At 43.4% G+C, this 22,385-nt stretch carries 21 protein-coding genes; 16 read left to right on the top strand and 5 right to left on the bottom strand.

The features are described 5' to 3' along the window. The first annotated feature begins 69 nt into the window (after window positions 1–69). From IGK63_RS12310 to IGK63_RS12290, 5 genes are all read left to right on the top strand, one after another. Entirely contained in the window at window positions 70–2,280 is a 2,211-nt protein-coding gene (locus IGK63_RS12310; RefSeq protein WP_008380767.1) for a helix-turn-helix transcriptional regulator, read from the top strand. Between the two features lie 193 nt (window positions 2,281–2,473). Further along, on the top strand, window positions 2,474–5,146 hold the full coding sequence (locus tag IGK63_RS12305) for a beta-galactosidase (RefSeq protein WP_016612691.1): 2,673 nt from the start codon (window positions 2,474–2,476) through the stop codon (window positions 5,144–5,146). Then, on the top strand, window positions 5,118–5,957 hold the full coding sequence (locus IGK63_RS12300) for a sugar phosphate isomerase/epimerase family protein (RefSeq protein WP_008380772.1): 840 nt from the start codon (window positions 5,118–5,120) through the stop codon (window positions 5,955–5,957). Before IGK63_RS12305 ends, IGK63_RS12300 begins: the two co-directional genes overlap by 29 nt. A gap of 286 nt (window positions 5,958–6,243) precedes the next feature. Further along, window positions 6,244–7,227 (top strand): LacI family DNA-binding transcriptional regulator, encoded by a 984-nt coding sequence (locus IGK63_RS12295; RefSeq protein WP_429972515.1) that lies wholly within the window; start codon window positions 6,244–6,246, stop codon window positions 7,225–7,227. A 273-nt stretch (window positions 7,228–7,500) separates the two neighbouring features. Then, the gene (locus tag IGK63_RS12290) at window positions 7,501–8,268 is read left to right on the top strand and encodes a histidinol-phosphatase (RefSeq protein WP_008380776.1); all 768 of its coding nucleotides are present in this window, start codon (window positions 7,501–7,503) and stop codon (window positions 8,266–8,268) included. 68 nt (window positions 8,269–8,336) lie between these two features. Here IGK63_RS12290 and add read toward each other — a convergent pair whose 3' ends face one another. The 4 genes from add to IGK63_RS12270 all read right to left on the bottom strand — a co-directional run bounded on the left by add (window position 8,337) and on the right by IGK63_RS12270 (window position 13,515). Continuing rightward, entirely contained in the window at window positions 8,337–9,353 is a 1,017-nt protein-coding gene (add, locus tag IGK63_RS12285; RefSeq protein WP_016612689.1) for an adenosine deaminase, read from the bottom strand. Between the two features lie 152 nt (window positions 9,354–9,505). Beyond that, window positions 9,506–10,612 carry an alanine dehydrogenase gene (ald, locus tag IGK63_RS12280; protein ID WP_016612688.1) on the bottom strand — a complete coding sequence of 369 codons (1,107 nt, stop codon included), beginning with the start codon at window positions 10,610–10,612 and terminating at the stop codon, window positions 9,506–9,508. A gap of 148 nt (window positions 10,613–10,760) precedes the next feature. Next, window positions 10,761–11,483 (bottom strand): C39 family peptidase, encoded by a 723-nt coding sequence (locus IGK63_RS12275; RefSeq protein WP_008380783.1) that lies wholly within the window; start codon window positions 11,481–11,483, stop codon window positions 10,761–10,763. A gap of 100 nt (window positions 11,484–11,583) precedes the next feature. Continuing rightward, window positions 11,584–13,515, bottom strand: coding sequence for an ABC-F family ATP-binding cassette domain-containing protein (locus IGK63_RS12270; RefSeq protein WP_008380786.1), 1,932 nt, complete (start codon window positions 13,513–13,515; stop codon window positions 11,584–11,586). 217 nt (window positions 13,516–13,732) lie between these two features. Between IGK63_RS12270 and IGK63_RS12265 the strand changes: the two genes are divergently transcribed. After that, a complete protein-coding gene (locus IGK63_RS12265) occupies window positions 13,733–14,407 on the top strand; it encodes a redox-sensing transcriptional repressor Rex (protein ID WP_005228549.1) in 675 nt (224 codons plus the stop codon). Window positions 14,408–14,499: 92 nt separating this feature from the next. On the opposite strand, the gene IGK63_RS12260 is transcribed toward IGK63_RS12265, so the two are convergent. After that, the gene (locus tag IGK63_RS12260) at window positions 14,500–14,862 is read right to left on the bottom strand and encodes a thioredoxin family protein (protein ID WP_008380790.1); all 363 of its coding nucleotides are present in this window, start codon (window positions 14,860–14,862) and stop codon (window positions 14,500–14,502) included. Between the two features lie 220 nt (window positions 14,863–15,082). Between IGK63_RS12260 and IGK63_RS12255 the strand changes: the two genes are divergently transcribed. The 10 genes from IGK63_RS12255 (at window position 15,083) to IGK63_RS12210 (ending at window position 22,215) form a co-directional block, all read left to right on the top strand. Next, window positions 15,083–16,030 carry a permease gene (locus tag IGK63_RS12255; RefSeq protein WP_008380792.1) on the top strand — a complete coding sequence of 316 codons (948 nt, stop codon included), beginning with the start codon at window positions 15,083–15,085 and terminating at the stop codon, window positions 16,028–16,030. 3 nt (window positions 16,031–16,033) lie between these two features. Continuing rightward, window positions 16,034–16,864 (top strand): TIGR03943 family putative permease subunit, encoded by an 831-nt coding sequence (locus IGK63_RS12250; RefSeq protein WP_008380795.1) that lies wholly within the window; start codon window positions 16,034–16,036, stop codon window positions 16,862–16,864. Between the two features lie 145 nt (window positions 16,865–17,009). Further along, on the top strand, window positions 17,010–17,276 hold the full coding sequence (locus IGK63_RS12245; protein WP_005228556.1) for an IreB family regulatory phosphoprotein: 267 nt from the start codon (window positions 17,010–17,012) through the stop codon (window positions 17,274–17,276). Continuing rightward, complete coding sequence (ruvX, locus tag IGK63_RS12240; RefSeq protein ID WP_005234242.1) at window positions 17,276–17,707, top strand: Holliday junction resolvase RuvX; 432 nt, start codon at window positions 17,276–17,278, stop codon at window positions 17,705–17,707. The genes IGK63_RS12245 and ruvX overlap by 1 nt, the downstream gene beginning before the upstream one ends. A 22-nt stretch (window positions 17,708–17,729) precedes the next feature. Continuing rightward, the gene (locus IGK63_RS12235) at window positions 17,730–18,047 is read left to right on the top strand and encodes a DUF1292 domain-containing protein (RefSeq protein ID WP_005228559.1); all 318 of its coding nucleotides are present in this window, start codon (window positions 17,730–17,732) and stop codon (window positions 18,045–18,047) included. A gap of 106 nt (window positions 18,048–18,153) precedes the next feature. Next, window positions 18,154–18,576 carry an NUDIX hydrolase gene (locus IGK63_RS12230; protein WP_008380800.1) on the top strand — a complete coding sequence of 141 codons (423 nt, stop codon included), beginning with the start codon at window positions 18,154–18,156 and terminating at the stop codon, window positions 18,574–18,576. A gap of 145 nt (window positions 18,577–18,721) precedes the next feature. Beyond that, entirely contained in the window at window positions 18,722–19,825 is a 1,104-nt protein-coding gene (locus IGK63_RS12225; protein ID WP_008380802.1) for an alpha-hydroxy-acid oxidizing protein, read from the top strand. 176 nt (window positions 19,826–20,001) lie between these two features. Then, on the top strand, window positions 20,002–20,628 hold the full coding sequence (locus tag IGK63_RS12220; protein WP_010749841.1) for a glycosyltransferase family 32 protein: 627 nt from the start codon (window positions 20,002–20,004) through the stop codon (window positions 20,626–20,628). Between the two features lie 112 nt (window positions 20,629–20,740). Continuing rightward, on the top strand, window positions 20,741–21,250 hold the full coding sequence (locus tag IGK63_RS12215) for a GNAT family N-acetyltransferase (RefSeq protein ID WP_016612680.1): 510 nt from the start codon (window positions 20,741–20,743) through the stop codon (window positions 21,248–21,250). A 122-nt stretch (window positions 21,251–21,372) separates the two neighbouring features. Further along, complete coding sequence (locus IGK63_RS12210) at window positions 21,373–22,215, top strand: DUF368 domain-containing protein (RefSeq protein WP_010749839.1); 843 nt, start codon at window positions 21,373–21,375, stop codon at window positions 22,213–22,215. Window positions 22,216–22,385: the final 170 nt, after the last annotated feature.

The following is a 22,385-nucleotide window of genomic DNA, read 5'->3' as shown; positions in this document are numbered from 1 at the left end:
GGATAGGTTGTCATGCGTTTTTTCGCATGACAATTTGTTACATAAAATCTATTACAAGGGTGTTTGGGAATGAAGTACTTTAAAACAGGCGGTTTTCATCGAAAACTGCAGCTAGCCAGTCTATGGATCGTCGTGCCGCTATTAGCCGTTGCAATCTTTTTGCATGCCTATTTGATCGGACCATTACAACGATCGTATCAAGAACTAAACAATCGCCAAGTCGAAGGAATCGTTAGTAACATCAACCAACAGTTCTCGCAGCTGGAAGTGACTTTAAGCGTTTGGGGGCAATCGTTTCAAAGGCGCTACCAAGAAGATTTATTGGAAACGACGAATTATCAGACGTTGATCCAGCTGTCGGAAGAATTGTTTTACTTAACCAATAGCTCCAATTATGTCAATCGAATCGGTATTTATTCGCTCGGAGAGGCGCCCTTTGGGATTGAAAGTGGCGGCACGTATGAATTAACGCTCGAGCAAACCAAAACAGCATTTGAACGCTATCGGATCGATAATGGTAGGCAGTATCAGTGGAAGATCATTGAAGAAGAGGATGAATTGATTTTTGTACAAAACATTGATAGCCAAGGCGAAGATCAGCCTAAAATTTTTTTAGTTGCAACGATCGACGAGCAATCATTGTTAAAGTATTTTTATGATACTCAAATTGAAAATGGACTCGCAGCGATTTCCTTTAATCATGAGAGTTTTCGTTTTATTGGCGATCAGAACTTAGCGAATGTTATCCAACCGCTGAGTGAGGAGCATCAAGGAACCTGGGTCGAATCGATCAATGGCAATGATTATAGCATGATCGCCGTAAACAGTACGCGACTCAACCAAATATGGACGTTTTATACCGTCGTTCCCTTAGCATTGATTACCGAGCCAGTCACTCATTTGGCTAGAGTGCTGATCGTCGTAAGCATTCTTTTTATTGCTTGTGTGGCAGTCATGAGTCTCTTTTTGGCAAAAAAACAATACCAACCTTTTGAAAAAACGATGGATCAGCTCTTTGGTAATACCCAATGGAAAAAAGAAAACGATCTGGAGTTTTTGGTGGACCGTTGGCAACAATTAAGTCGGGAAAAAGGATTGTTGCAAAATCAGGCGGAACGCTTTCAAGATTCGCTGAAGCGACAAGTGATCCAACATTTGATGGAAGGGTATTATGGCTATTTATCGGAGGAAGAATCGCAACAATTACTGCAGCAAAAAAACTGGTGCTTAAGTGACCAAGGGTATCGCCTGTTTTATTTCCAACTCAATGATCTATTAAGCAATCAAGCAAATTCACAAGATGAAACCCACATTTTGTTTGCCTTAGAAAACATTATAGCGGATGTCACAGCCATGTTTTTCCCTGAATCAACCATTGTTTCTTCAAATGAAGGACGGATTTTGGTTTTTGTGGTCAATCAAGAGCAGCTACTGACAGATTACTTCACGATGATCACCAAGCAAATCAATTTGATCGTCTGCCGTTATGTCACCATCGTTAGTTCGCAACAAGAAACAGAGATTCGCAAGTTGCCTGAAGTTGCCCAACGTCTCAAAAAGCAAATCCATCTGCAACGGTTGATTCCCGAAAATCAAGTGCTTCAAGGAGAGAAAATGCGCCCGCTGCCGAAGTATTCTCTTTCGCAAGAAAATTTGATTTTAACAGCGCTGAAAAGTGGCTATCATGAAGAATTGCAACGAAGTGTCCAGCGGTTTTTAGAACAGGTCGTGGCAGAAAACAATCAACAGGCTGCGGTGATCTATGTGGTCAATCGACTGTACGATCAAGTCGATTACCTTTTAAATGAAAATGGGGTCTCACGAACGGATTATGTATCGAAAACGGTTGTGTTAGAGCGAATCGAACGACTTTTGGACATCAATCAGATCCAAGCCTTTTTGTACCATCATTTCTTAAAACCCGTCTCCATCCTCTGGCAAGAAAATGTCGCTAATTCTTATAGTGAAATGATCCAAAAAGTAGCGGAGTACATCCAATCTGATTTTCGCAATGAACAAATTTCGTTAGAATACGTTGCGGATCGTTTCGAAGTAGACCCAATCTTTTTGAGTAAGGAGTTCAAGCGTGCCAAGCAGGTCAACTTTATTGATTATTTAACCAATGTTCGCATCGTAGAAGCAAAACGGCAGTTGCTCGAAACTGATCACCAAATCAATGAAATTGCAGAAAACCTTGGGTATAATCCCAGTTACTTCAATCGTTTATTTAAAAAGTGCACGGGAATGACCCCAGGACAATATCGAAAAGGTCAGAGCTGATCACTGTTGGTTGCTGCGGAAAAGCTCGTATTTTCGCAGCTTTTGCTCTGATTTTTCCATGTTTTCGTCAGCAAATGTTTTGTATAATAGAAAAGAAAGCGATTTCTAATACAGCTTAAGTTCAGCAAGAAAACCAGTGGACTTGTCGAAGTTGTTGGAAATCTGATAGTAAATAGATGGAGGAAGAAAAGAAATGAAAATCGTTCTAGGCGGAGATTCAACCGTGGCGGATTATCCCCTTGATCAACAGCCAATGATGGGCTGGGGACAAGCTTTACCAAGCTATCTGTCCCCAGAAGTAGACGTACACAATTTTGCGAAAAACGGCAGTACGACTCGTTCGTTTATCGAAGAAGGGTTGTTTGAGCAACTCCTGCAAGAAGTCGAACCGAATACAGTCGTCCTACTGCAATTTGGACATAATGACCAAAAAGAGAAAAATCATGTCACGATGGAGGCGTACATTGCTCATTTGACAGACATGATCCGTCAAATCAAAGAAAAAGCAGGAATTCCTATCCTGTGTGCACCTGTTGAACGACGTGTAGGGGAAGAGGGACGACTGGCGCATACGTTGTCAGCATTTTTACCTGTCTTAAGAGAACTTAGTCGAACGGAAGAAGTGGATTTGTTTGATTTAAATCGCTATACCTATCATTATTATGACACATTAGGACTAGAAGCTTCCAAAGCGCTCTTTGTTTGGTTAGCACCGGATGAGCACCCCAATTATCCTGCAGGTCTCGCAGATGATACCCACTTTTCAAAGGTCGGGGCGCATATGATCGCTCGCTATGTAGCGATTCGTTTACAGGCGTTTTTCCATGAGCAACCACTGTTTCCTGATATTTATTACGGCGCCTGCATGTATCCAGAAGTCTGGTCGGAAGAAATCATGCAAAGTGATAGTCACACGATGAAAACGTTGGGCATGAATTTTGCTAGAATTGGGGAATTCATGTGGCGTGACTTGGAGCCTCAACCTGGAGAATATGATTTTGCGTTGTTGGAACGTGCGCTAGAACAGTACCAAGCAAATGGCATCGATGTTTGCTTATGTATTCCAACGCCAACTCCGCCCCGCTGGTTTACAAAACAGTACCCAGAAGCATTGGTCACTAACCAAGATGGAACGAAGATGCATCACGGCTCAAGACAGCATGTCTGTACCAACAACGAGGACTTTCGCCGCTATGCCTATCGTTTGACGAGAAAAATCGCTGAGATTGCCGAAAAACATGAAAATGTCGTTATGTTGCAATTGGACAATGAGTTTAAATGTCATGTCGATCTATGTTACTGTACGACGTGCCAAACGCGTTGGCATACGTATTTAAAAGACAACTATCAATCCGTGACCAACCTCAACGAGTGTTGGGGCACGAAGGTGTGGAGTGAGTGGTATGACGCATTTGAGGATGTCGTCTTGCCACTAACGACCCCGTTTTTGCATAATTCTTCCCTGATGAATGCCTTTCGCCGCTTTACCACCGATACGTTGAATGAGTTTGCGCATGATCTTTGTCATTTTATCCGAATGGAGACCGCGTTACCCATTACCCATAACTCCGCTTTTGGGTTTAACTTGCAAAATGATGAGCTATTTGCTGATTTAGATATTGCCGGTTTTGATACGTATGCACCGGCAGACAACTATCCAGCGTATACCATGAACTTGGATCGTTGGCGGAATGTCAAACCGCGCAACAAGGAAATGTTATTGTTAGAAACTTGTACCGCCAATGCCGGTCATATTGAAAACTATGCGGCACCTCGTCCTCATGGGTTTGTCACAAGTGAAGCGTTCATTGGCTATGCTGGTCATTTGAAATCCTTCTGTTTTTGGCATTTTCGTGGACATCGCTATGGTGTGGAGCAACCCCATAGCGCCGTGTTAACTGCTTGGGGAGAGCCAGATCGTGGGTATGAAGAGGTAGTTCGGATTGGCGAACTAAGACAACAGATCGCACCACTTTTAGCGGAAACGAAGTATGTATCTGCAAAAATAGCCATCATCTACTCGGACTACTCGAAACGCTTTTACACGATCGATCATGGGGGTATTTATGATTATCGCAGCCTGTTTACCGAATTTTACGGCAGTCTGATTCGCCAAGGGATTCGTGTAGAAATCATTCAAGAAAATAGTCCGTTAGAAGAGTATGATGTTGTTCTTGCCCCATTTGTTCGTTGGATCAGTCCTACCTTGCTGAAAAAATTTGCCGCCTTTACTGAAGCAGGAGGCAAGCTGATTTTAGGCCCGATGACGGGGGATCGGACAAAAGAGCTAGCGTGGCCAGCGACGAATGGCTTAGATCGTTTAGGAGAATGGCTCGGGTTTGACCAAATCCAGCAGTTTACGGTGAAAGGACTGACTTATCAGCTAACCTATGACGGCCTAAAAGAACCTTTGGATCATTTGGTCACAGTTTTTCATTGCCCAGAAGATTGGGAAACGATCGGACGAGGGAATGACCAAACGCTACTAGCTAAGAAACAACTGGCTCAAGGAGAGATCATCTATTTAGGTGCGCTACCTAGCAATTTACCAGACAGTTTGATATGGCAGTCGTTTTGTCACAAAGAACTTTTCCCTTATGAATCAGAGCGCCTGTTGATCAAATGTTCGGAAGGTGTGATGAAGTATCGCCGAGAGTCAGCGACCCATGTCCAACTCTGGATCAGTAACTTAGGGATGACGACAGCTGACTTTACCTTACATCTCCCCGGTTTCGAACGCTTATCAGGTGAAGCGCTGGCGCGGGGTAACCATAGGCTAGAACCTTATGAAAATTTGATTATTGAATGGGAAAAAACAGTAGAAAGCGAGGAGTCAGATGATTCATTTAGCCATCCGAGGGCATGACCTCTCAGGAGAATATACACCCAAGCAGCTAGCACAAGCGGTAGGAGCAAAGAAAATAAGAAACGTTCAGTTTGCCTTGAATGCGTCTTTTCCAGACCTAAGTGCTCCTGAAAAAATGAGTCCAGGTATGGGGACCTTCTTCAAGAATGAATTCCAAGAACAAGGCGTTCAAATCGCTTTGTTAAGTTGTTATAGTAACTTGATTCATCCCGAACCAGAGGAACGAGAGAAAATCTTACAGAAATTTGAGCGCTACTTATTCCATGCCCGTTATTTTGGTGCCAGCATGGTGGCTTCAGAAACAGGCTCAGTCATTGCCGCGCTGGGATATAGCGAAGAGAATTTTTCGGATGAGGTTTTTGAAGACTTGATCCATGTGATCCAGCGACTCGTTCGAGTAGGAGAAAAACATAAAACCATGGTAGGGATCGAAGCAGGAATGAATCATCCGTTGTATTCGAATCAGCGCATCGCCGAGCTGATTGAACGTGTTCCTTCTGATTATCTAGGGATCATTTACGATCCAACGAATTTGATCACCGCAAAAACGGCTGCTGATCAAGTTGCATTGGTAGAAGAAGCGTTTACTCTTTTTGGCGAGAAAATCGTCTGCTTGCACCTAAAGGATTTTCAACTCTCGAGAGAAGAAGTGATCCCTGTCCCGTTAGGTGAAGGACAAATACGGTATCCAGAAATTTTACAGCTTCTGATCAAACACAAGCCATACTGTTACGTGGTGTTAGAAGAAACAAAAGACGCTGGGATCGATCGTGCGGTGGCGTTGATTGAAGGCTTAGATTTAAAAAATTAGCTGGGTGCTTGTGTAAATGATTGTTTAAGAGAACACGGGAGTGATTTTCTTGTTTTCTTCAAAGACGCTGACATTAATGCAAACTTTTATCTAGCATAGAAAAGTTGTTTATGGTGAGATTTCATCTAAACAGCTTTTTTATTTTCATAAAAATAGAAAATGTAAGGTAAGGTTTGCTATTATAGAATAAAAAGAAAGCGTTTTGGAATGTTGCATTCGGATAATAGATCAAATGGAAAAGGATTTAATATTTACGAGACATGTAAAAGAGAGAAAGGAGGGACCAATGGCAAACATGCAAGACGTGGCAAAACTTGCCAATGTATCTGTGACCACCGTCTCACGAGTGATCAATAACAGAAAATATGTCAATGAAGAAACAAAGCAGATTGTGCTAGAAGCAATTCAAACACTTGATTATGTACCAAATGAATTAGCACGGTCCTTTTATTACAATTCCTCAAAGATGATCGGCTTGCTGATCTATGATTTGAAAAATGATTTTTATAATCAATTTATTACCCGAATCGAGTCGCAACTGATTGAGAAAGGCTATAGTTTGATGATTGGTACCACACAAGGAAATCCTGAAAGAGAAGCCTATTTTTTGAACTTGTTTCTCGCAAATAATATTGATGGGTTGATCTTATGTACCAATCTTTGTACGCAAGGTCCATTGTTGCAAAAGGTTCTCAAATTACCTCTAGTGAGTGTGGGTAGAGTCCTTAGCGATGAAGTATCCTCCGTTTCTGCGGATAATACCTCAGGTGGACAGTTGGTAGCACAGATCTTAATCCAAAATCGTTGTCGCGAGATCCTCTTCGTTAATGGACCAAAGACATTACATTCCGTTCAAGAAAAATCAGCTGGTTTTTATCAAGTGATGGACCAATACCCAGAGATCCATGTTCACGAGGTCATACTCGATTTTGTAAATGTCACGCAAACATCCTTTGATCAACTTTTTCATCAATGGCCTTCTATCGATGGCATTTTTGCGGCAAGCGATTTTTTGGCAGCCTGTGCTTTACGTTCCCTTCATTCACTGGATAAAAAGATTGGTGAAGCGATTCAGGTGATTGGTTATGAAAACACCAATGTTTGTCTTTGTACTAGCCCTTTGCTTTCGTCCATCGCACGACCTTTAGAGGAGATGGTGGATTGGACGACCCAGCTACTTTTTCAAGAGGTACAAGGAGACAAAACCGCACCAAGACACGTCCTCTTGAAAAATTCATTTGTCCCAAGAGAAACGACTCAATGGAAGTGATGGGAAAAGAAGCAACCGTTTGCAGCTTTCTTTTGATTGTCTTGGGATAGCCGCAATTCTATAATGAAATGGACTGGAATAAATCCAGAATGAGGAAGTTGCTAAGTGATAGGTGTTGATAGCTAGTACTATTTTTTCGAAAAAATGGTTCCGTTTACAAAAGATTCTGTAAAATAGCGAACGGCTTGAAGGATAACGCCTTAAGAAGAGCGTACCTAAAATGTGATCACAAGAACAAATTAACCTAAATGTAATATGAAGGAGTGATTAACCATGTGGAAAGCAAACTATCATACCCACACAACTCGATGCAAACATGCACGGGATTCTGATGAAGACTATGTGATCAAAGCCATCCAAGCTGGCTTTAAGGAAATCGGCTTCGCTGATCATTGTCCCTGGCCCTTTGAGGATGGGTATGTCTCGCCTATGCGGATGGATGTTGCGCAATTGGAAGATTACGTTTCATCGGTGAAAAGCTTACGGGAAAAGTATCAAGGACAAATCGATGTGAAATTAGGATTAGAGTGTGAATATTTTGAAACAATGATCCCTTGGTTAGTTGCGGAGAAAGAAAAGCTGTCGATCGACTATTTGATTTTTGGCAATCATTTTCCTGAAATCGAAAGCAATCACTATTACGACCATACACCCGGGGATTCGGTAAAAGCGATCAAAGATTATCTCCGTGTTTCTTTACAAGGGATCGAATCAGAAATTTTTGCTTATATGGCACATCCAGATGTGTTCATGCGGGGCTATAAAACCTTCGATTCTCATTGCGAAGAAGTTGCCTACCGCTTATGTGAAAAAGCCAAAGAGTATCAGCTGCCATTGGAGTATAATTTGGCGGGCTATACGAATGGTGGCTATCCGCATCCTGAATTTTGGAAGATCGCTAAGGAAGTCGGCTGCTCTTGTATTATTGGGATCGATGCCCACGAGAGTGCGGCTTTCACGAATACAGAAATTTACGAAAGAGCTCTTTTAGAAATCGATGCCTTGGGGTTAACAAGGATCGATCGGCTCTTCTTTGCATAAAGGAAAGAAAGTTGATCGTTTTGGAAATAAACATGGACGCCAGTGGGGATCACTAGCGTCCATATTTATTAGAATTGCCATTCTTGAATTTTTTTCAAGAGTACCGCTTTGTCGGAAGCTTCCGCAAAGGAATGCTGAGCGGCAGTTACGTTTAAGAAGCGCATCTCTGATTCGGTCATGTTGCAATGATGAGCCATTTGCAGGTATTCATTGGTCAATGTCGTGTTTGAGACCGTTCGGTTATCGGTATTCAAACAAAAAGGGACCTTGGCTTCTAGCCATTCTCTTAATGGGTATGCCGAGTATGTGGGAATCGCACGAGTATGAACATTGCTGGTAGGACAGCCTTCGATACAGCGCGTTTGTTCTCGAACAAACGCTTGGGCAGTGTGATCTCCTTTTAAGGCGATGCCGTGGCCAATCCGCTGCGCACCGCTTTCGATAGCTTGATAAATGTTTTGCACACAGCCGCATTCGCCTGCATGTAAGGTCAGCTGGACACTTTGGTTCTTGAGGAACACTTGATAGCTAGCAGCTAAATCAGGGACGTACCCGTCTTCTTCTGGACCTGCTAGATCAATACCGACTACTTTTTCATCGGTAAGAGCGATCGCTTCATCAAAAATCGCCGTAATAGCTGGTAGGTCTTCTTGACGCATCCCAATGACCAAAACATTGCCTTTGATTGGGTAGCGTTTTTCTGCTCGTGCGATGCCTTCGATCACGGCTTGGATGGTCTGGCTGCAAGTGAGTCCTTTGTCCATCGATAAGCTGGGGGCAAAGCGGATCTCAATATAAGCGACCCCATCTTGAGCGGCTTGTTCCATCACGTCATAGGCAGCAGCTGCTAACGCTTCTTGTGTTTGCAAATACGGCCGAACGAAATCAAAGCAGCTAAGATAATCCCTCAGGTCATGACAATCTTTGGGGGCTTGCATCTGTGCTTTCACAGCTTCGATGTCTTGAGCGATGGGAAGCTCTTGCTGATTGGCGATGGCGATCAATGTTTCTGGACGAATGGAACCGTCGAGATGGCAATGAAGTTCTACTTTGGGAAATGCTTGGATTTGTTGTTGAGTAAGCACAGTGTTCCTCCTGTCTAGGTCGAATTTTTTTTAAGTATGAATATAGCATACTTCCAAAGCCCATGCTACCCAAAAAAGGAAATTCTCATAGAAAGCAAACCAGCAGCCGCGAATTACTTGTGCGGCTGCTGGTTTTATTGTGGGAGAGTGGCTCAAATCAACTCCGATAGATCGGTAAAAGGCAATGACAGATCATGAGCGGCTTCTTTTGAAGTAAATGCGCCCTCATAGGCGATGACCCCTTTGGCAAGGGCCTCGTTTTCTCGCAACGCTGCTAAAGGGTCTTTCGCTAGCTGCTGGGCATACGGTAATGTGGCAATGCTCAATGCGATGGTTGCCGTTTGCGGCACAGCACCCGGCATATTCGCCACTGCATAGTGAATGACTTCTTCCCGGATATAGGTTGGCTCGTCGTGGGTGGTGACTTTGTCTTCGGTCTCGAAAATTCCGCCTTGGTCAATGGCAATATCGACGATCACGGATTTTTCAGGCATCTGTTTCACCATGTCGCGGGTCACTAAGCACGGGGCTTTTTGTCCTGGCAATAAAACGGCTCCTACCACCAAGTCTGCGGATTGGATCGTTCGCTCGATATTCAAACGATTGGAATACAAAGTTTGGACTTGACCAGAAAATTGTCGATCCAGCTCTTGTAAGCGTGGGATTGAAACGTCTAAAATTGTCACTTGTGCGCCTAGACCTACGGCGACTCTCGCGGCATTCTCGCCGGCAACGCCACCACCAATGATCGTTACCCGACCTTGACGGACGCCGGGAACACCCGAAAGCAGGATCCCTTTTCCGCCATAAATTTTTTCGAGAAATTGCGCGCCAATTTGAACAGACATTCTTCCAGCGATCTCACTCATGGGAGACAGTAAAGGCAGGGTGCCGTTCGCCAGCTGGACGTTCTCATAAGCAACAGCGATCACTTTGCTGTCGATCAACGCTTGAGCAAGCTGTTGATTGGCGGCTACGTGGAAATAGGTGAATAAAACCAGTCCCTCATGCAAAAAGGGGTATTCTTCTGGTAAAGGTTCTTTGACTTTCATAACCAATTCAGAGGCCCAAACCTCTTCAACGGTAGCAATCGTAGCGCCGACTTCCTGATACGCTTGATCAGAAAAGGTTGATCCTGCACCAGCGCCTTGTTCAACGAAGACTTCGTGTCCGTCTTGGACTAACTCATAGACTCCGGAGGGCGGCAATGCCACACGATTTTCATTGTTCTTGATTTCTTTGGGGATACCGATTTTCATAGACTTCACACCTTTCTTTCTTCCATTATAATAGAAAGCGGATTCCCAAGGGGAGAAAAAAGGGTTTTTTTATTAAAAAAGTAAGATCCAGTTGCTGCTTTCGGGACGACAAAGAAAAAAGCCCCACAATGGGACTTTTTTCGAACAATCAGCTGAAGGTCCAAAAGCGTAAGCTTTGATCAGCGATTTCATCTAGTGTGTAGTAAGTAGCGTAGTGGGATTTTTCCGGATCATCATTGGGATCTAAGACAAACACTTGATCGCCCATCATTCCACCTAAGACCATGATATGGCCGCCATCTGTAAATTCCCCTGGGGTCATAGAAACGATGACGGGATGATTTTGTTGCAAGTAGGCTTCAACGCTAGCTAGGTCAGTACTAAGATCATAATAGTTGTAGCCGTTTGCATCGGCAAAGTCAGAAAAAATCCGCCAGTCCGTTCCTTGGCCGTCAACGTAATAATGATCTCCTGCCCAATCAAGGACTTCCGGTGGCGTAATGTAATAGCCTTCAAGATAGGATTGAACCATCGCAAGAGAAGCGATCGCACAGCCGTTTTCTGCTAAGGTTTGGCTGCCGTCATTGCCATAGGATCTATCGGCCCATTCTTCGTTCGTCTGCAGGAAAATCGGTGTTGTGATGTCCATTTCCCCTAAGTAAGCATTGATATCTTCACTAAAAATAGCTTGAGAGTAAATATATTCGTCGTCATAACTCTCATCATAGGCAACGACGGTGTGCACGTGTTCGGACAACTCTCCGTACAACACGTGATGAGAGATTCGATTGAACCCTATCCAAATCAACACCAATCCTGCTAAAACAATCATTGGCCGACGCTTTCGATAAACATCTGTCTGTTTTTGCATTTTTCCCTCCTTGTTTTACGAATCGTACGTATTCATCCTGTTCTTTTAAGTAAAACAAAGGAGGGGGAGCTTGTCATCGGCCTACAGACCGATTCCACGATCAACTTTCAAATGCCTCTAGTTCTAAGCTAGTATGTTCCCATGCTTCTAATAGGGCTTCTTGTTCAGTGCGGGCTTGTTCTAACGCTTGATTCAACGCGGTCAATTTTACATGATCATTCAACGCTTCTGGTGCGGTCATGTCTTGTTCCAGTTGCTGGATCGTTTCTTCTATCGTGGCAAGCTCTTCTTCGATTTGGGCGACTTTTCGCTGTAAGGTTCTAACGGCTTTTTGCTGTTCTTTGCTTTGGACAAAGTTTTGCTTGCCCGCTGAGATGGTGGTTTCGGTTGTTTTTGCTTCCAACATTGCTGCGATCTCAGCTTCTTCTTGTTTCTTTTCTAAATAATAATCGTAATCGCCTAGATAGAGCTTGCTGCCGTTTTCAGACAGTTCCACGACCTTGGTGGCGATTCGATTGATAAAGTAGCGGTCATGAGATACGAAGAACAACGTGCCTTCATAATCGATCAGGGCATTTTCTAAGACTTCTTTGCTGTCGATGTCTAAATGGTTGGTTGGCTCATCCAAAATCAAGAAATTGTCATGGTCCATGGCTAATTTTGCCAAAGCGACACGGGCTTTTTCGCCACCGCTTAACAGCGTGATCGGCTTTTCAACATCTTCTCCCGAAAATAAGAAGCTGCCTAATATATTGCGAATCTCGACTTCAGGTGTGGTACTGTGGTCATCCCAAAGCTCATGGAGGATCGTTTTTGTTGAGTGCAGATCGGATTGAGTTTGGTCATAGTACCCGATTGAAACATTGGCGCCAAAATGCACCTTTCCTTGAATAAAGGGGATTTTATGAATCAGCGATTTCAGTAAGGTTGACTTGCCGATCCCATTCGGCCCCACTAAAGCGATCGCATCTTTGCGACGAACATCTAAGTCGATGGGCGCCGATAAAACTTCTTCTTCAGAATAACCGATAGCGGCATTTTCTACTTGCATCACAACATTTCCTGAAGGTTTTTCAATGGAAAAAAGGAAGTGGGCGGATTTTTCATCTCCTTGCGGGCGATCCAACCGGTCCATTTTCTCTAATTGCTTACGGCGACTTTGCGCGCGTTTGGTGGTAGAGGCACGGACAAGGTTGCGGGCAACAAAGTCTTCCAGTTTATTGATTTCTTCTTGCTGCTTTTCAAAGGCTTTCCATTCGCTTTGCAGCTGTTCAGCTTTCAAGGTCAAATAGCGGCTGTAATTGCCTTTGTAGTGGCGCATTTTTTGCCGACTCAGTTCGTAGACTTCGTTGACAACTTTGTCTAAGAAGTAACGGTCATGGGAAACGATCAGCAACGCACCGGCATATCCTTGTAGATAGTTTTCCAACCAAGATAACGTTTCGATGTCTAAATGGTTGGTCGGCTCATCGAGGATCAAGATATCAGGTTTTTGCAGCAGCATTTTTGCTAATGCCAAGCGGGTTTTTTGACCACCGGAAAGGGTATCGATCGGCTGTGTGTAAAAAGAAGGATCAAACTGAAAACCGTGCAAGACGGAGCGAATTTCATTTTCATAGCCATAGCCGTTTTTTTCTGCAAATTCATGTTGCAATTGATCGTATTCTTTCAGAAGATTGCCAGAGTCAGCAGCAGGATCTGCTTCGGAGATGGCGATCTCTAAGGTACGCATGCGCTGCTCCATCTGTCGAACCGTTGCAAAAGCTCCTAGCATTTCTTCCCAAACGGTGGCCTGACTAGCAAGTCCGGTATCTTGAGCTAAGTAGCCCATCGTAGCGGTCTTGTTTTTAGCGATCGTTCCTTTATCAGGACTTTCGAGTCCAGCAATAATTTTCAGCAGCGTTGATTTACCAGCACCGTTGCGCCCAACAAGCGCGATTCGGGAATTGCTGGCAATCTCTAATTGGATATTTTCAAATAAAACCTCGGCTCCGAAAAGACGGGCGATTTGGTTGGCTTGTAATAAAATCATGTGTATGTCATTCCTATCTTTAAGAAACTTGTCTGTATCAAGGTTACAATACTACAAGTCTATCATATTTTAGGGGAAACGGCGATTGGGAAAAAGTTTGATTTTACCATTATAAAATTTATATTTCAAATTATGAGCATTCAAATTGATTTTTGAACAATGTATTTGTTATGATAGCTTCATCACAAGTGAATTTTTCACAATGGGGGAGTATTCTTTGAAAGATCATCAAATTCCAAAGGCAACAGCGAAGCGATTGCCTTTATATTATCGTTACTTGCGTATTTTGCACCAAGCTGGCAAATTAAAAGTTTCTTCGACCGAACTAAGTGAAGCTGTTCAAGTTGATAGTGCGACGATCCGCCGCGACTTTTCCTACTTTGGTGAATTAGGAAAACGCGGCTATGGCTATGACGTTGAAAGCTTGATGCAGTTCTTTGCGAAGACATTGAACGAAGACCACATGACGAATGTAGCTTTAGTCGGTGTCGGAAACTTGGGGAGCGCCTTGTTGAAATACAAATTTCACCAAAGCAACAGCATTCGGATCAGTGCTGCATTTGATGTCAATGAAGATCTAGTTGGTCGAATCGTAGATGGTGTGCCGGTCTATCCAATGGATGACATGAAGGAACAAGTGAAGATCCAGCAGATCGATGTGGCTATTTTGACGGTTCCCGCACAACATTCACAAGATTTAGTGAACGAGCTTGTGAAAGCTGGCATTAAAGGAATCTTGAACTTTACACCTGCACGGATCACTGCACCAAAAGGCGTGCTGATTCAAAACGTTGACTTAACCAATGAATTGCAAACATTGATTTATTTCTTGCATTCAGGCAACGTCTTGTCCCATGAAGAACCAGTAGAAGAACCATCACTAAGCGAATAATCGCATCACATAAATAGGAACCAGCAAAACAGCTGCCAGATCGTAGTATATACAAGGATCTGACAGCTGTTTTTTGCTTTCATTCACTGAACTTACTCGTCTAACTGGTCAAAAAGTGATTCGTAAGAATCTTGCTCTTCAACGCTTGTGAGTGCTTCTTGATACCGCAAGATTTGTTGAGTCAAACGTGTGAAATCGATGATGCGGGCTTCGCGATGCACTTCTTTCCCATTTGCGAACAAGAGGACGACGGGAACCGTCAAGACCGAAAATAAACTGGCTGCTTCTGGCTCTGTCAGCGTGTTGATGGTAAATAGTGGGAGTTGTTGGGTTTGTGCCAGTGTTTGGATGCGTGGTTTGTCCGCAACACAAATACTGCAATTTGGTTGAGAGAGATAGAGTAGTGCCAACGGATGTTGGGCGAGCCTCTCTTGGATCGGTTGATTTTTTTGCATAAGTCATTCCTCCATGGAAAATGTACGCTGTTCTTGAGGAAAAGTCAAAATATCTGATAGTTGCTGATCATTTAGGTGAACAAGAAGGATTTAAAGATAAGGAAAATCTAAAGCAACGATTAAAAAAACAGACTGCTTTAAAAAAAACGTTGTATAAAAAAAGGAAAAAACGTATAGTAATTCCAGCGTTTCGAATTTATTGATAAAGAAGGTTAAAGTTATGTTTCAGGCATTACCGAATTCTGTCCTGCAAATGAGTGTTATTTTTTTATCTATCGTCATTGAAGCCTTGCCCTTTGTCCTATTGGGCTGCTTGATATCAGGTGCTTTACAAGTCTTCTTGACGCCAGAAAGAGTCACGAGACTCTTACCAAAAAACAAATTGGCATCGATCACTGTTGGTTGTGGCCTGGGGGTCTTTTTTCCTTCCTGCGAGTGTGGGATCGTACCGATCGTTAATCAGTTCGTAAAAAAAGAAGTGCCAGTGTATACGGCGTTTGCCTTTATGCTGACTGCACCGATCATCAATCCTATCGTGATTTTTTCGACATTCATTGCCTTTGGAAATTCCGCGAAGTTCGCCTTTTTGCGTGTACTGGGCAGCTTATTGGTCGCAATGGTCGTGGGGATCTGGCTGGCGTATTTTAACAAACAAGAGGTCTTAAAAACACGGCTTGCCAATCAATTAAGTGGCGGGAATGAGCAAGTAGCTCACCCACACCATCATGGGCATGATCACGCCCACCATCAAACAGAAAAGACCAGTCATCCGCTTCTTCGGCAGATTCGTCATTTGCTACAGCATAGTTTGGATGAGTTTTTCGATACTGGGCGTTATTTGATCATTGGTGCGTTGATCGCCTCAGCGATGCAGACCTATCTGCCAACTGGCTTGATGCTGACATTAGGCTCCACGAAGCTGTTAGCGGTTTTCGTCATGCTGCTGTTGGCACTGACATTATCCCTATGTTCCGAAGCAGATGCCTTTATCGGCTCTTCGTTGTTGAGTTTATTCGGCACTGGACCAGTCGTCGGTTTCCTGGTTTTTGGTCCAATGGTAGATATTAAAAACCTGTTGATGATGAAGCGGTACTTTTCGGGGCGTTTTATCGCTTCTCTGGTTGGTTTAGTCGCAATCGTCGTTTCAATTTATGCATGGGTGGTGTAAAGAATGATTCGTTTTTTGATCTTATCAGGCTATTTTGAATTAATGATGTATTTGCAAGTGACGGGCAAACTCAATCAGTTTATCAACATTCATTATCGCTATCTCGCTATTTTATCTATGATCATTTCTTTATTGTTGGCTTTGGTCCAGCTGTACTTTTGGGTCAAACAAGAGCCCGAGCATCATCATGACGACGAGCACCAGCATGGATTAGAGAAAAAATACCAACGAGTGATTGCGTATTTTCTATTAGCCTTACCGATCATCGTGGGTCTCTTTTTTCCCACCGTTAGCTTGGATACGACGATCGTTGAAGCAAAAGGGTTTAATTTCCCCCTAAGTGAAGAATCTGTGGGGGATCCAGAAATGACGACCCAATATCTGAAACCCGATACAAGTCTTTATTTTAACAAAGAAGATTATGACACTCAGATGGATGCAGCCTTGGCACGTTACGCCAAAGATGAGACGATTGCGGTAACGGAAGAAAATTACTTGGAAGTCATGGAGTTGATCTATACGTACCCGAGTGAATTCATTGGTAAGAAAATCACCTATGATGGATTTGTGTACCATGCAGATCAAGATGATGCCAATGAAATCTTTTTGTTTCGTTTTGGCATTATCCATTGTGTGGCTGATTCAGGCGTTTTCGGTTTACGGGTGGAATTGCCGCAGCAAGCGACTGCAGAAAATAACCAGTGGCTCCACGTGGAAGGGACGATCCAATCGAAGTACTATCAACCCTTCAAACGAGACTTGCCGATGGTGGTAGCAGACCAAGAGAAGACGATTGAAGCACCAGAAAACCAGTATGTCTATCGCGCTTTCTAGCTTTTTTTAAGAAAGTTCATAGAAACATCATAAACCTTTGTTATAATGAAGAAAATCTAAGCATATGTTTGTAGTTTTATCAAACGTTTAGTACAATATAGTAGGAACATATGCTAAAATCTATACAAAAGAGAGGTGTCGTGAAATGGGTTTTACAGATGAAACAGTTCGCTTTGATTTTGATGATAGCCGTAAAAAAGAAGTCAGCGAAACATTAGCTATCGTCTACCGAGCATTAGAGGAAAAAGGATACAATCCGATCAATCAAATCGTCGGTTATCTCCTTTCTGGCGACCCGGCTTACATTCCTCGTTATCGGGATGCCCGGAATTTGATTCGTCGTCACGAACGGGATGAGATCATGGAAGTTCTGATCCGTTATTATTTAGGCAATCACGGGATCAACCTATAATGAGAATCATGGGATTGGATGTTGGTTCGCGGACAGTCGGCGTGGCGGTCAGTGACCCAATGGGCTGGACAGCACAAGGGATCGAGATCATTCGCATCAATGAAGATGAAGGCAATTTCGGTTATGATCGACTTGCTGAATTGGTGAAAGAATATGAAGTCTCACGTTTTGTGGTAGGACTACCTAAAAATATGAATAATACGATCGGACCTAGAGCGGAAGCTTCTATGGCTTACGGCGCAGCGATCGAACAGCAATTCGGTTTGCCGGTCGTTTACCAAGACGAACGTCTGACGACCGTTCAAGCAGAACGAATGCTGGTAGAACAGGCGAATACATCGCGTGCCAAACGAAAAAAAGTGATTGATAAATTAGCAGCAGTCATGATTTTGCAGAATTATTTAGATGGTGCTGGGAAACAGCTGTTTTAATTTACAGAAAAGAGGAAAATAAATGTCAGAACATACACACGATCATAACCACGATCACGATCATGAAGGACATGAACACATTACTTTGATCGATGACCAAGGAAATGAAACCTTATACGAAATTCTATTAACGGTTGACGGTACGGAAGAATTCGGCCGCAACTACGTCTTGCTTTATCCAGCAGGCGTACCGGAAGAAGAAGACGTTGAATTACAAGCGTACGCTTATATTGAAAACGAAGACGGGTCTGAAGGTGAATTAGAACAGATCGAAACAGAAGCAGAATGGGATATGATTGAAGAAGTCTTCAACACATTCATGGCGGAAGAAGAAGAATAACAAGCTGCAAGTGCTGATCCTTTCCATAAGGGATCAGCACTTTTTTTGATTTTTAACGACTGTTTATTATAGAAGCAAGCCTGCTTTTTTGAAAGGAATGAGTAAAATGAATCACGTAACGATTTTTGAGCTTGAAAAGATCGCAGAAGAGCAGCTAGTTTTTGCGGTGATCATCAGCAAGTATCAAGAAAAGCTCGTCTATGTCAAACACAAAGAACGAGACACATTAGAAATACCCGGAGGTAAGCGAGAATCAGGAGAAAGCATCACAGCGTGTGCCGCCCGTGAACTAAAGGAAGAACCAGGAGCCAAGCACTTTACTCTAGAGCCGTTATTTATCTATGGGGTAGAAAAAGACGGGGAGACCGATTACGGCTTGGTGTTCGAAGCCCAGATCACGGACTTGGAGGATGAGTTGACCTCAGAGATCGAAGCAATCTATGTAAGGGCAAAGCCGCCTGTCAGTTGGACATATCCAACGATTCAGCCGTTGTTATTGGCAGAATATCTTAAACGAACAAAACAATAATTCAGCTAGTTCAAATGGAGGGCTGTCTTGAGTGGAAAAGTAAAGTAAGCCTATTTGACAGGAGTGAGCGAATGAGTTGCGTGATCCTACAATCAGGCGTAGGATAAAAATGTAAACGTTATCTTATCGGAGAGTAGGGAAAGGCATGGAAAAAATCTATCAAGCAAGTACAGCAGAAGGAGCAATTGATTTTATCAATATGCGCGATTTGGAGATCGCCGCAGAGGAAGTGATTCCTAAAGGTGGGTATGGCTATATCAGCAGTGGTGCGGGGGATATTTTTACCTATCAAGAAAATGAACGCGCCTTCAATCACAAATTGATCATTCCTCATGTCTTAAAGGACATTGAATTACCGGACACAACGTTGTCCTTTGGCGGTGACACGTTGTCAGCGCCAATCATTATGGCGCCTGTGGCTGCCCACGGCTTAGCAAATGTTGCGGCAGAGCAAGCGTCAGCCAAAGGTGTGTCACGTTTTGGCACGATCTATACGGCGAGTTCGTATGCCTCTTGTACGTTGGAAGAAATCCGAGCGGCTGGAGGTCAAGAAGCGCCGCAGTGGTTCCAGTTTTATATGAGTAAAGACGATGGTATTAACAAAGACATCTTGGCGATGGCAAAACGCAATGGCGCCAAAGCGATCGTTTTGACCGCAGATGCAACCGTGGGGGGCAATCGAGAAACGGATCGCCGCAATGGCTTCACCTTTCCGTTGGCAATGCCGATCGTTCAGGCTTATCAATCAGGGATCGGACAAACGATGGATGCCGTTTACGGCTCCTCAAAACAAAAATTAAGTCCTCAGGATGTCGCTTTTATCGCCAAAGAATCTGATTTGCCGGTTTATGTCAAAGGGGTGCAATCAGAAGAAGATGTGGAACGAGCATTAGGGGCAGGTGCACAAGGGATTTGGGTCTCAAATCACGGGGGACGCCAATTGGATGGTGGTCCAGCTTCCTTTGATTCCTTGCAGATCGTGGCTGAAGCAGTAGCAGGTCGGGCGCCGATCGTCTTTGATAGCGGGGTACGGCGAGGACAACATGTCTTTAAAGCGATTGCTTGCGGAGCAGATCTGGTGGCAATCGGTCGACCAGTGATTTATGGGTTGGCTCTAGGTGGTGCCACCGGTGTTCAACAAGTCTTTGATTTCTTCAAAAAAGAATTGGAGATGGTCATGCAGCTTGCGGGGACGCAAACGGTGGCAGATATCAAAAAAGCCGTCTTACGGGACAATCATTATTTATAAGCAATCCCTCAAAAAGCACTCGAGTCGTTGACTCAGGTGCTTTTTTCAATGATCCTTTCTGATCCTGAAGAGCAGAGCCAACAGTTCTTTTTGCCGTAAAAAGTGTATATGATTTTGAAACAATTGCAAAATCCGCTACACTTAAAAGAGACCAATAAACTAAAGGAGAGAGATTGATGATTCCAAAAATTATTCATTATTGCTGGTTTGGCGGCAATCCATTAGGTGAACAAGAAAAGAAATACATGGATACCTGGAAAAAATATTGTCCGGATTATGAGATCAAACGTTGGGATGAATCAACGATCGACCTTTCAAAATTCGGTCCTTATCTAAAAGAGGCCTATGACCAAGAAGAATGGGCATTTGTGTCAGATGTGGTTCGTTTGTATGCGTTAGTGACAGAAGGCGGTATTTATATGGATACTGATATCGAGGTGGTCAAACCTTTAGATGAGCTCTTGACACTGGAGGCATTTATGGGCTTTGAGATCGAAACCAAGATTTCTACTGGGATCATTGGAGCGGTGCCGCACCATCCCTTTATGGAAGAATGGTACCACGATTACGATGACCGAAAATTTGTCCGGGCAGAAAAAACGGAAGATGTCGTCACCAATGTGATCCGAGTGACGGAACTGCTGCAAAACCACGGATTAGAATTGAATAATCAACGACAAACCGTTAAGGGCGTAGAGATCTTCCCGCAAATGACGTTTTCACCAAAAAGCTATATCACGGGTGAGGTCGAGGAAGATCCGAGTACGATGGTGATCCATCAGTTTTCTGGCTCTTGGTTATAAAAGAGTAAGTCTATGAAAGGACGGACAGTGGGGAAAGCTGTCCGCCCTTTTTGCTTTTGCAAGGGATAATGGAGATGTGATAGAATAGCTTGATAAAAAAGGAGGCGTTTTGATGGCTATCAAACGATGTACTTTGGCAGATTTAGAAGAATTGGGAGAAATCAGCGTATCCACCTATTACGATACATTTGCTCCTTTCAATACGGAGGAAAATACTCGTATCTATCTAGAAGAAGCCTACAATCTGCCGAAACTGACCCGAGAGTTAGAAAATCCGCAATCGGCGTTTTATTTTTTACAAGAAAATGATCAAACCGTAGGATATATCAAACTTAACTGGGGTGAGGCGCAAACGGAAGCGATTGCCCCAGAGGGGTTGGAAATTGAACGAATCTATATCAAAAAAGAACATAAGCGCAGAGGCTATGGCAAAACACTGCTGCTGTTTGCTCAAGAGACCGCCAAAGCGCTGCAGAAAAAGTCGATCTGGTTAGGTGTTTGGGAATTTAACGACAATGCGTTGGCTTTTTATCATACGATGGGCTTTGTAAGAGTTGGCAGTCATTCCTTTTTTATGGGGGATGATGAGCAGACGGATTTCTTGATGCTGAAAGAACTTTGAAATCTGCCTTTGTATGAGGAATTAGAAATTACTTTCCATTTTTTTGGCAATCAAGTATAGTTAAAGGGATTGATGAAAAAAGAACGATTGGTGAAAACCATCGCTAAGGAGAGCAATTGTAAATGGAAAAACAGAGAAACGAAAGTATTTTGTCACGTTTTCTTAAAGGCGTGGTGATTGCCTTGGGCTTTATCTTGCCTGGTGTTTCAGGTGGCGTATTGGCAGCCATCTTAGGCATTTATGAGCGGATGCTGCGCTTTATGGCACATCTGACGAAGAATTTTAAAGAGAATCTCCTCTTTTTCCTGCCAGTAGGGATCGGGGGAATCGTAGGGATCGGGCTTTTATCAAAGCCATTAGAGTGGCTGCTGCAAAACTATCAAATCATCGTTTTGTGGGGCTTTGCGGGGGCAATTATTGGGACGTTACCAGCACTTGCTAAAGAATCGACCTTGAAAAGCAAACGGACAACCGGCGACCTGCTTTGGTTCTTCGGCAGTATGGTCATCGGCTTCTTGTTCCTCTATTTTATGGGCGATATCTTAGGAACGATCCCTGCCAATTTCATTGGTTTTGTGATCGCCGGCGGTCTGATCGCGTTAGGTGTTTTGGTTCCCGGCTTGAGTCCTTCAAACCTTTTGCTCGTTTTGGGCCTTTATGATCCGATGTTGAAAGGCTTTAAGAGCTTTGACATCATGGGGGTCTTTCTACCGATCGCCATTGGCGGCTTGGCAGTGATGCTGCTGTTTTCGAAATTGATGGAGTGGCTATTGAGCCATTATCATTCAAAAGTCTATCACTTCATTTTAGGGATCGTTATTGCCTCAACGATATTGATCGTGATTCCTCCGGTGGCAAACTATAGCGGCTTTACTTGGGTAACAGCCGTCATCGGAATTATCTTGTTTGTCTTGGGGGCTTGGTTAGGTCTTTGGATGAGCAAGCTGGAAGAAAAATACAAGTAAATCAAAACGGCACATCGTTTGGCGATGTGCCGTTTTTGTTAGGTAATGATGGGGACAGCTAAGAAGAAGCATTGGTCGACAACTGGTAGTAAAAAGATGGGAACGTTTGATAACAATATGATACAGGTTTAAAAACTGTTCTATTTTTGTTGAAAGATTTCCTAGTGTTT

The organism is Enterococcus sp. AZ040 (assembly GCF_050499185.1).
Taxonomy (GTDB): domain Bacteria; phylum Bacillota; class Bacilli; order Lactobacillales; family Enterococcaceae; genus Enterococcus_D; species Enterococcus_D entomosocium.
Note: the sequence above shows the minus strand (reverse complement) of the source record. Positions and strands in the feature narration are given on the sequence as shown.

Coding starts and splice junctions, on each gene's coding strand:
- IGK63_RS12295 (WP_429972515.1), top strand. CDS start 6,244: ATGGCAAACATGCAAGACGTGGCAAAACTTGCCAATGTATCTGTGACC.
- IGK63_RS12310 (WP_008380767.1), top strand. CDS start 70: ATGAAGTACTTTAAAACAGGCGGTTTTCATCGAAAACTGCAGCTAGCC.
- IGK63_RS12290 (WP_008380776.1), top strand. CDS start 7,501: ATGTGGAAAGCAAACTATCATACCCACACAACTCGATGCAAACATGCA.
- IGK63_RS12220 (WP_010749841.1), top strand. CDS start 20,002: ATGATTCCAAAAATTATTCATTATTGCTGGTTTGGCGGCAATCCATTA.
- IGK63_RS12255 (WP_008380792.1), top strand. CDS start 15,083: ATGTTTCAGGCATTACCGAATTCTGTCCTGCAAATGAGTGTTATTTTT.
- IGK63_RS12235 (WP_005228559.1), top strand. CDS start 17,730: ATGTCAGAACATACACACGATCATAACCACGATCACGATCATGAAGGA.
- IGK63_RS12305 (WP_016612691.1), top strand. CDS start 2,474: ATGAAAATCGTTCTAGGCGGAGATTCAACCGTGGCGGATTATCCCCTT.
- IGK63_RS12230 (WP_008380800.1), top strand. CDS start 18,154: ATGAATCACGTAACGATTTTTGAGCTTGAAAAGATCGCAGAAGAGCAG.
- IGK63_RS12245 (WP_005228556.1), top strand. CDS start 17,010: ATGGGTTTTACAGATGAAACAGTTCGCTTTGATTTTGATGATAGCCGT.
- IGK63_RS12225 (WP_008380802.1), top strand. CDS start 18,722: ATGGAAAAAATCTATCAAGCAAGTACAGCAGAAGGAGCAATTGATTTT.
- IGK63_RS12250 (WP_008380795.1), top strand. CDS start 16,034: ATGATTCGTTTTTTGATCTTATCAGGCTATTTTGAATTAATGATGTAT.
- IGK63_RS12300 (WP_008380772.1), top strand. CDS start 5,118: ATGATTCATTTAGCCATCCGAGGGCATGACCTCTCAGGAGAATATACA.
- ald (WP_016612688.1), bottom strand. CDS start 10,612: ATGAAAATCGGTATCCCCAAAGAAATCAAGAACAATGAAAATCGTGTG.
- IGK63_RS12275 (WP_008380783.1), bottom strand. CDS start 11,483: ATGCAAAAACAGACAGATGTTTATCGAAAGCGTCGGCCAATGATTGTT.
- IGK63_RS12270 (WP_008380786.1), bottom strand. CDS start 13,515: ATGATTTTATTACAAGCCAACCAAATCGCCCGTCTTTTCGGAGCCGAG.
- IGK63_RS12260 (WP_008380790.1), bottom strand. CDS start 14,862: ATGCAAAAAAATCAACCGATCCAAGAGAGGCTCGCCCAACATCCGTTG.
- ruvX (WP_005234242.1), top strand. CDS start 17,276: ATGAGAATCATGGGATTGGATGTTGGTTCGCGGACAGTCGGCGTGGCG.
- IGK63_RS12210 (WP_010749839.1), top strand. CDS start 21,373: ATGGAAAAACAGAGAAACGAAAGTATTTTGTCACGTTTTCTTAAAGGC.
- IGK63_RS12215 (WP_016612680.1), top strand. CDS start 20,741: ATGGCTATCAAACGATGTACTTTGGCAGATTTAGAAGAATTGGGAGAA.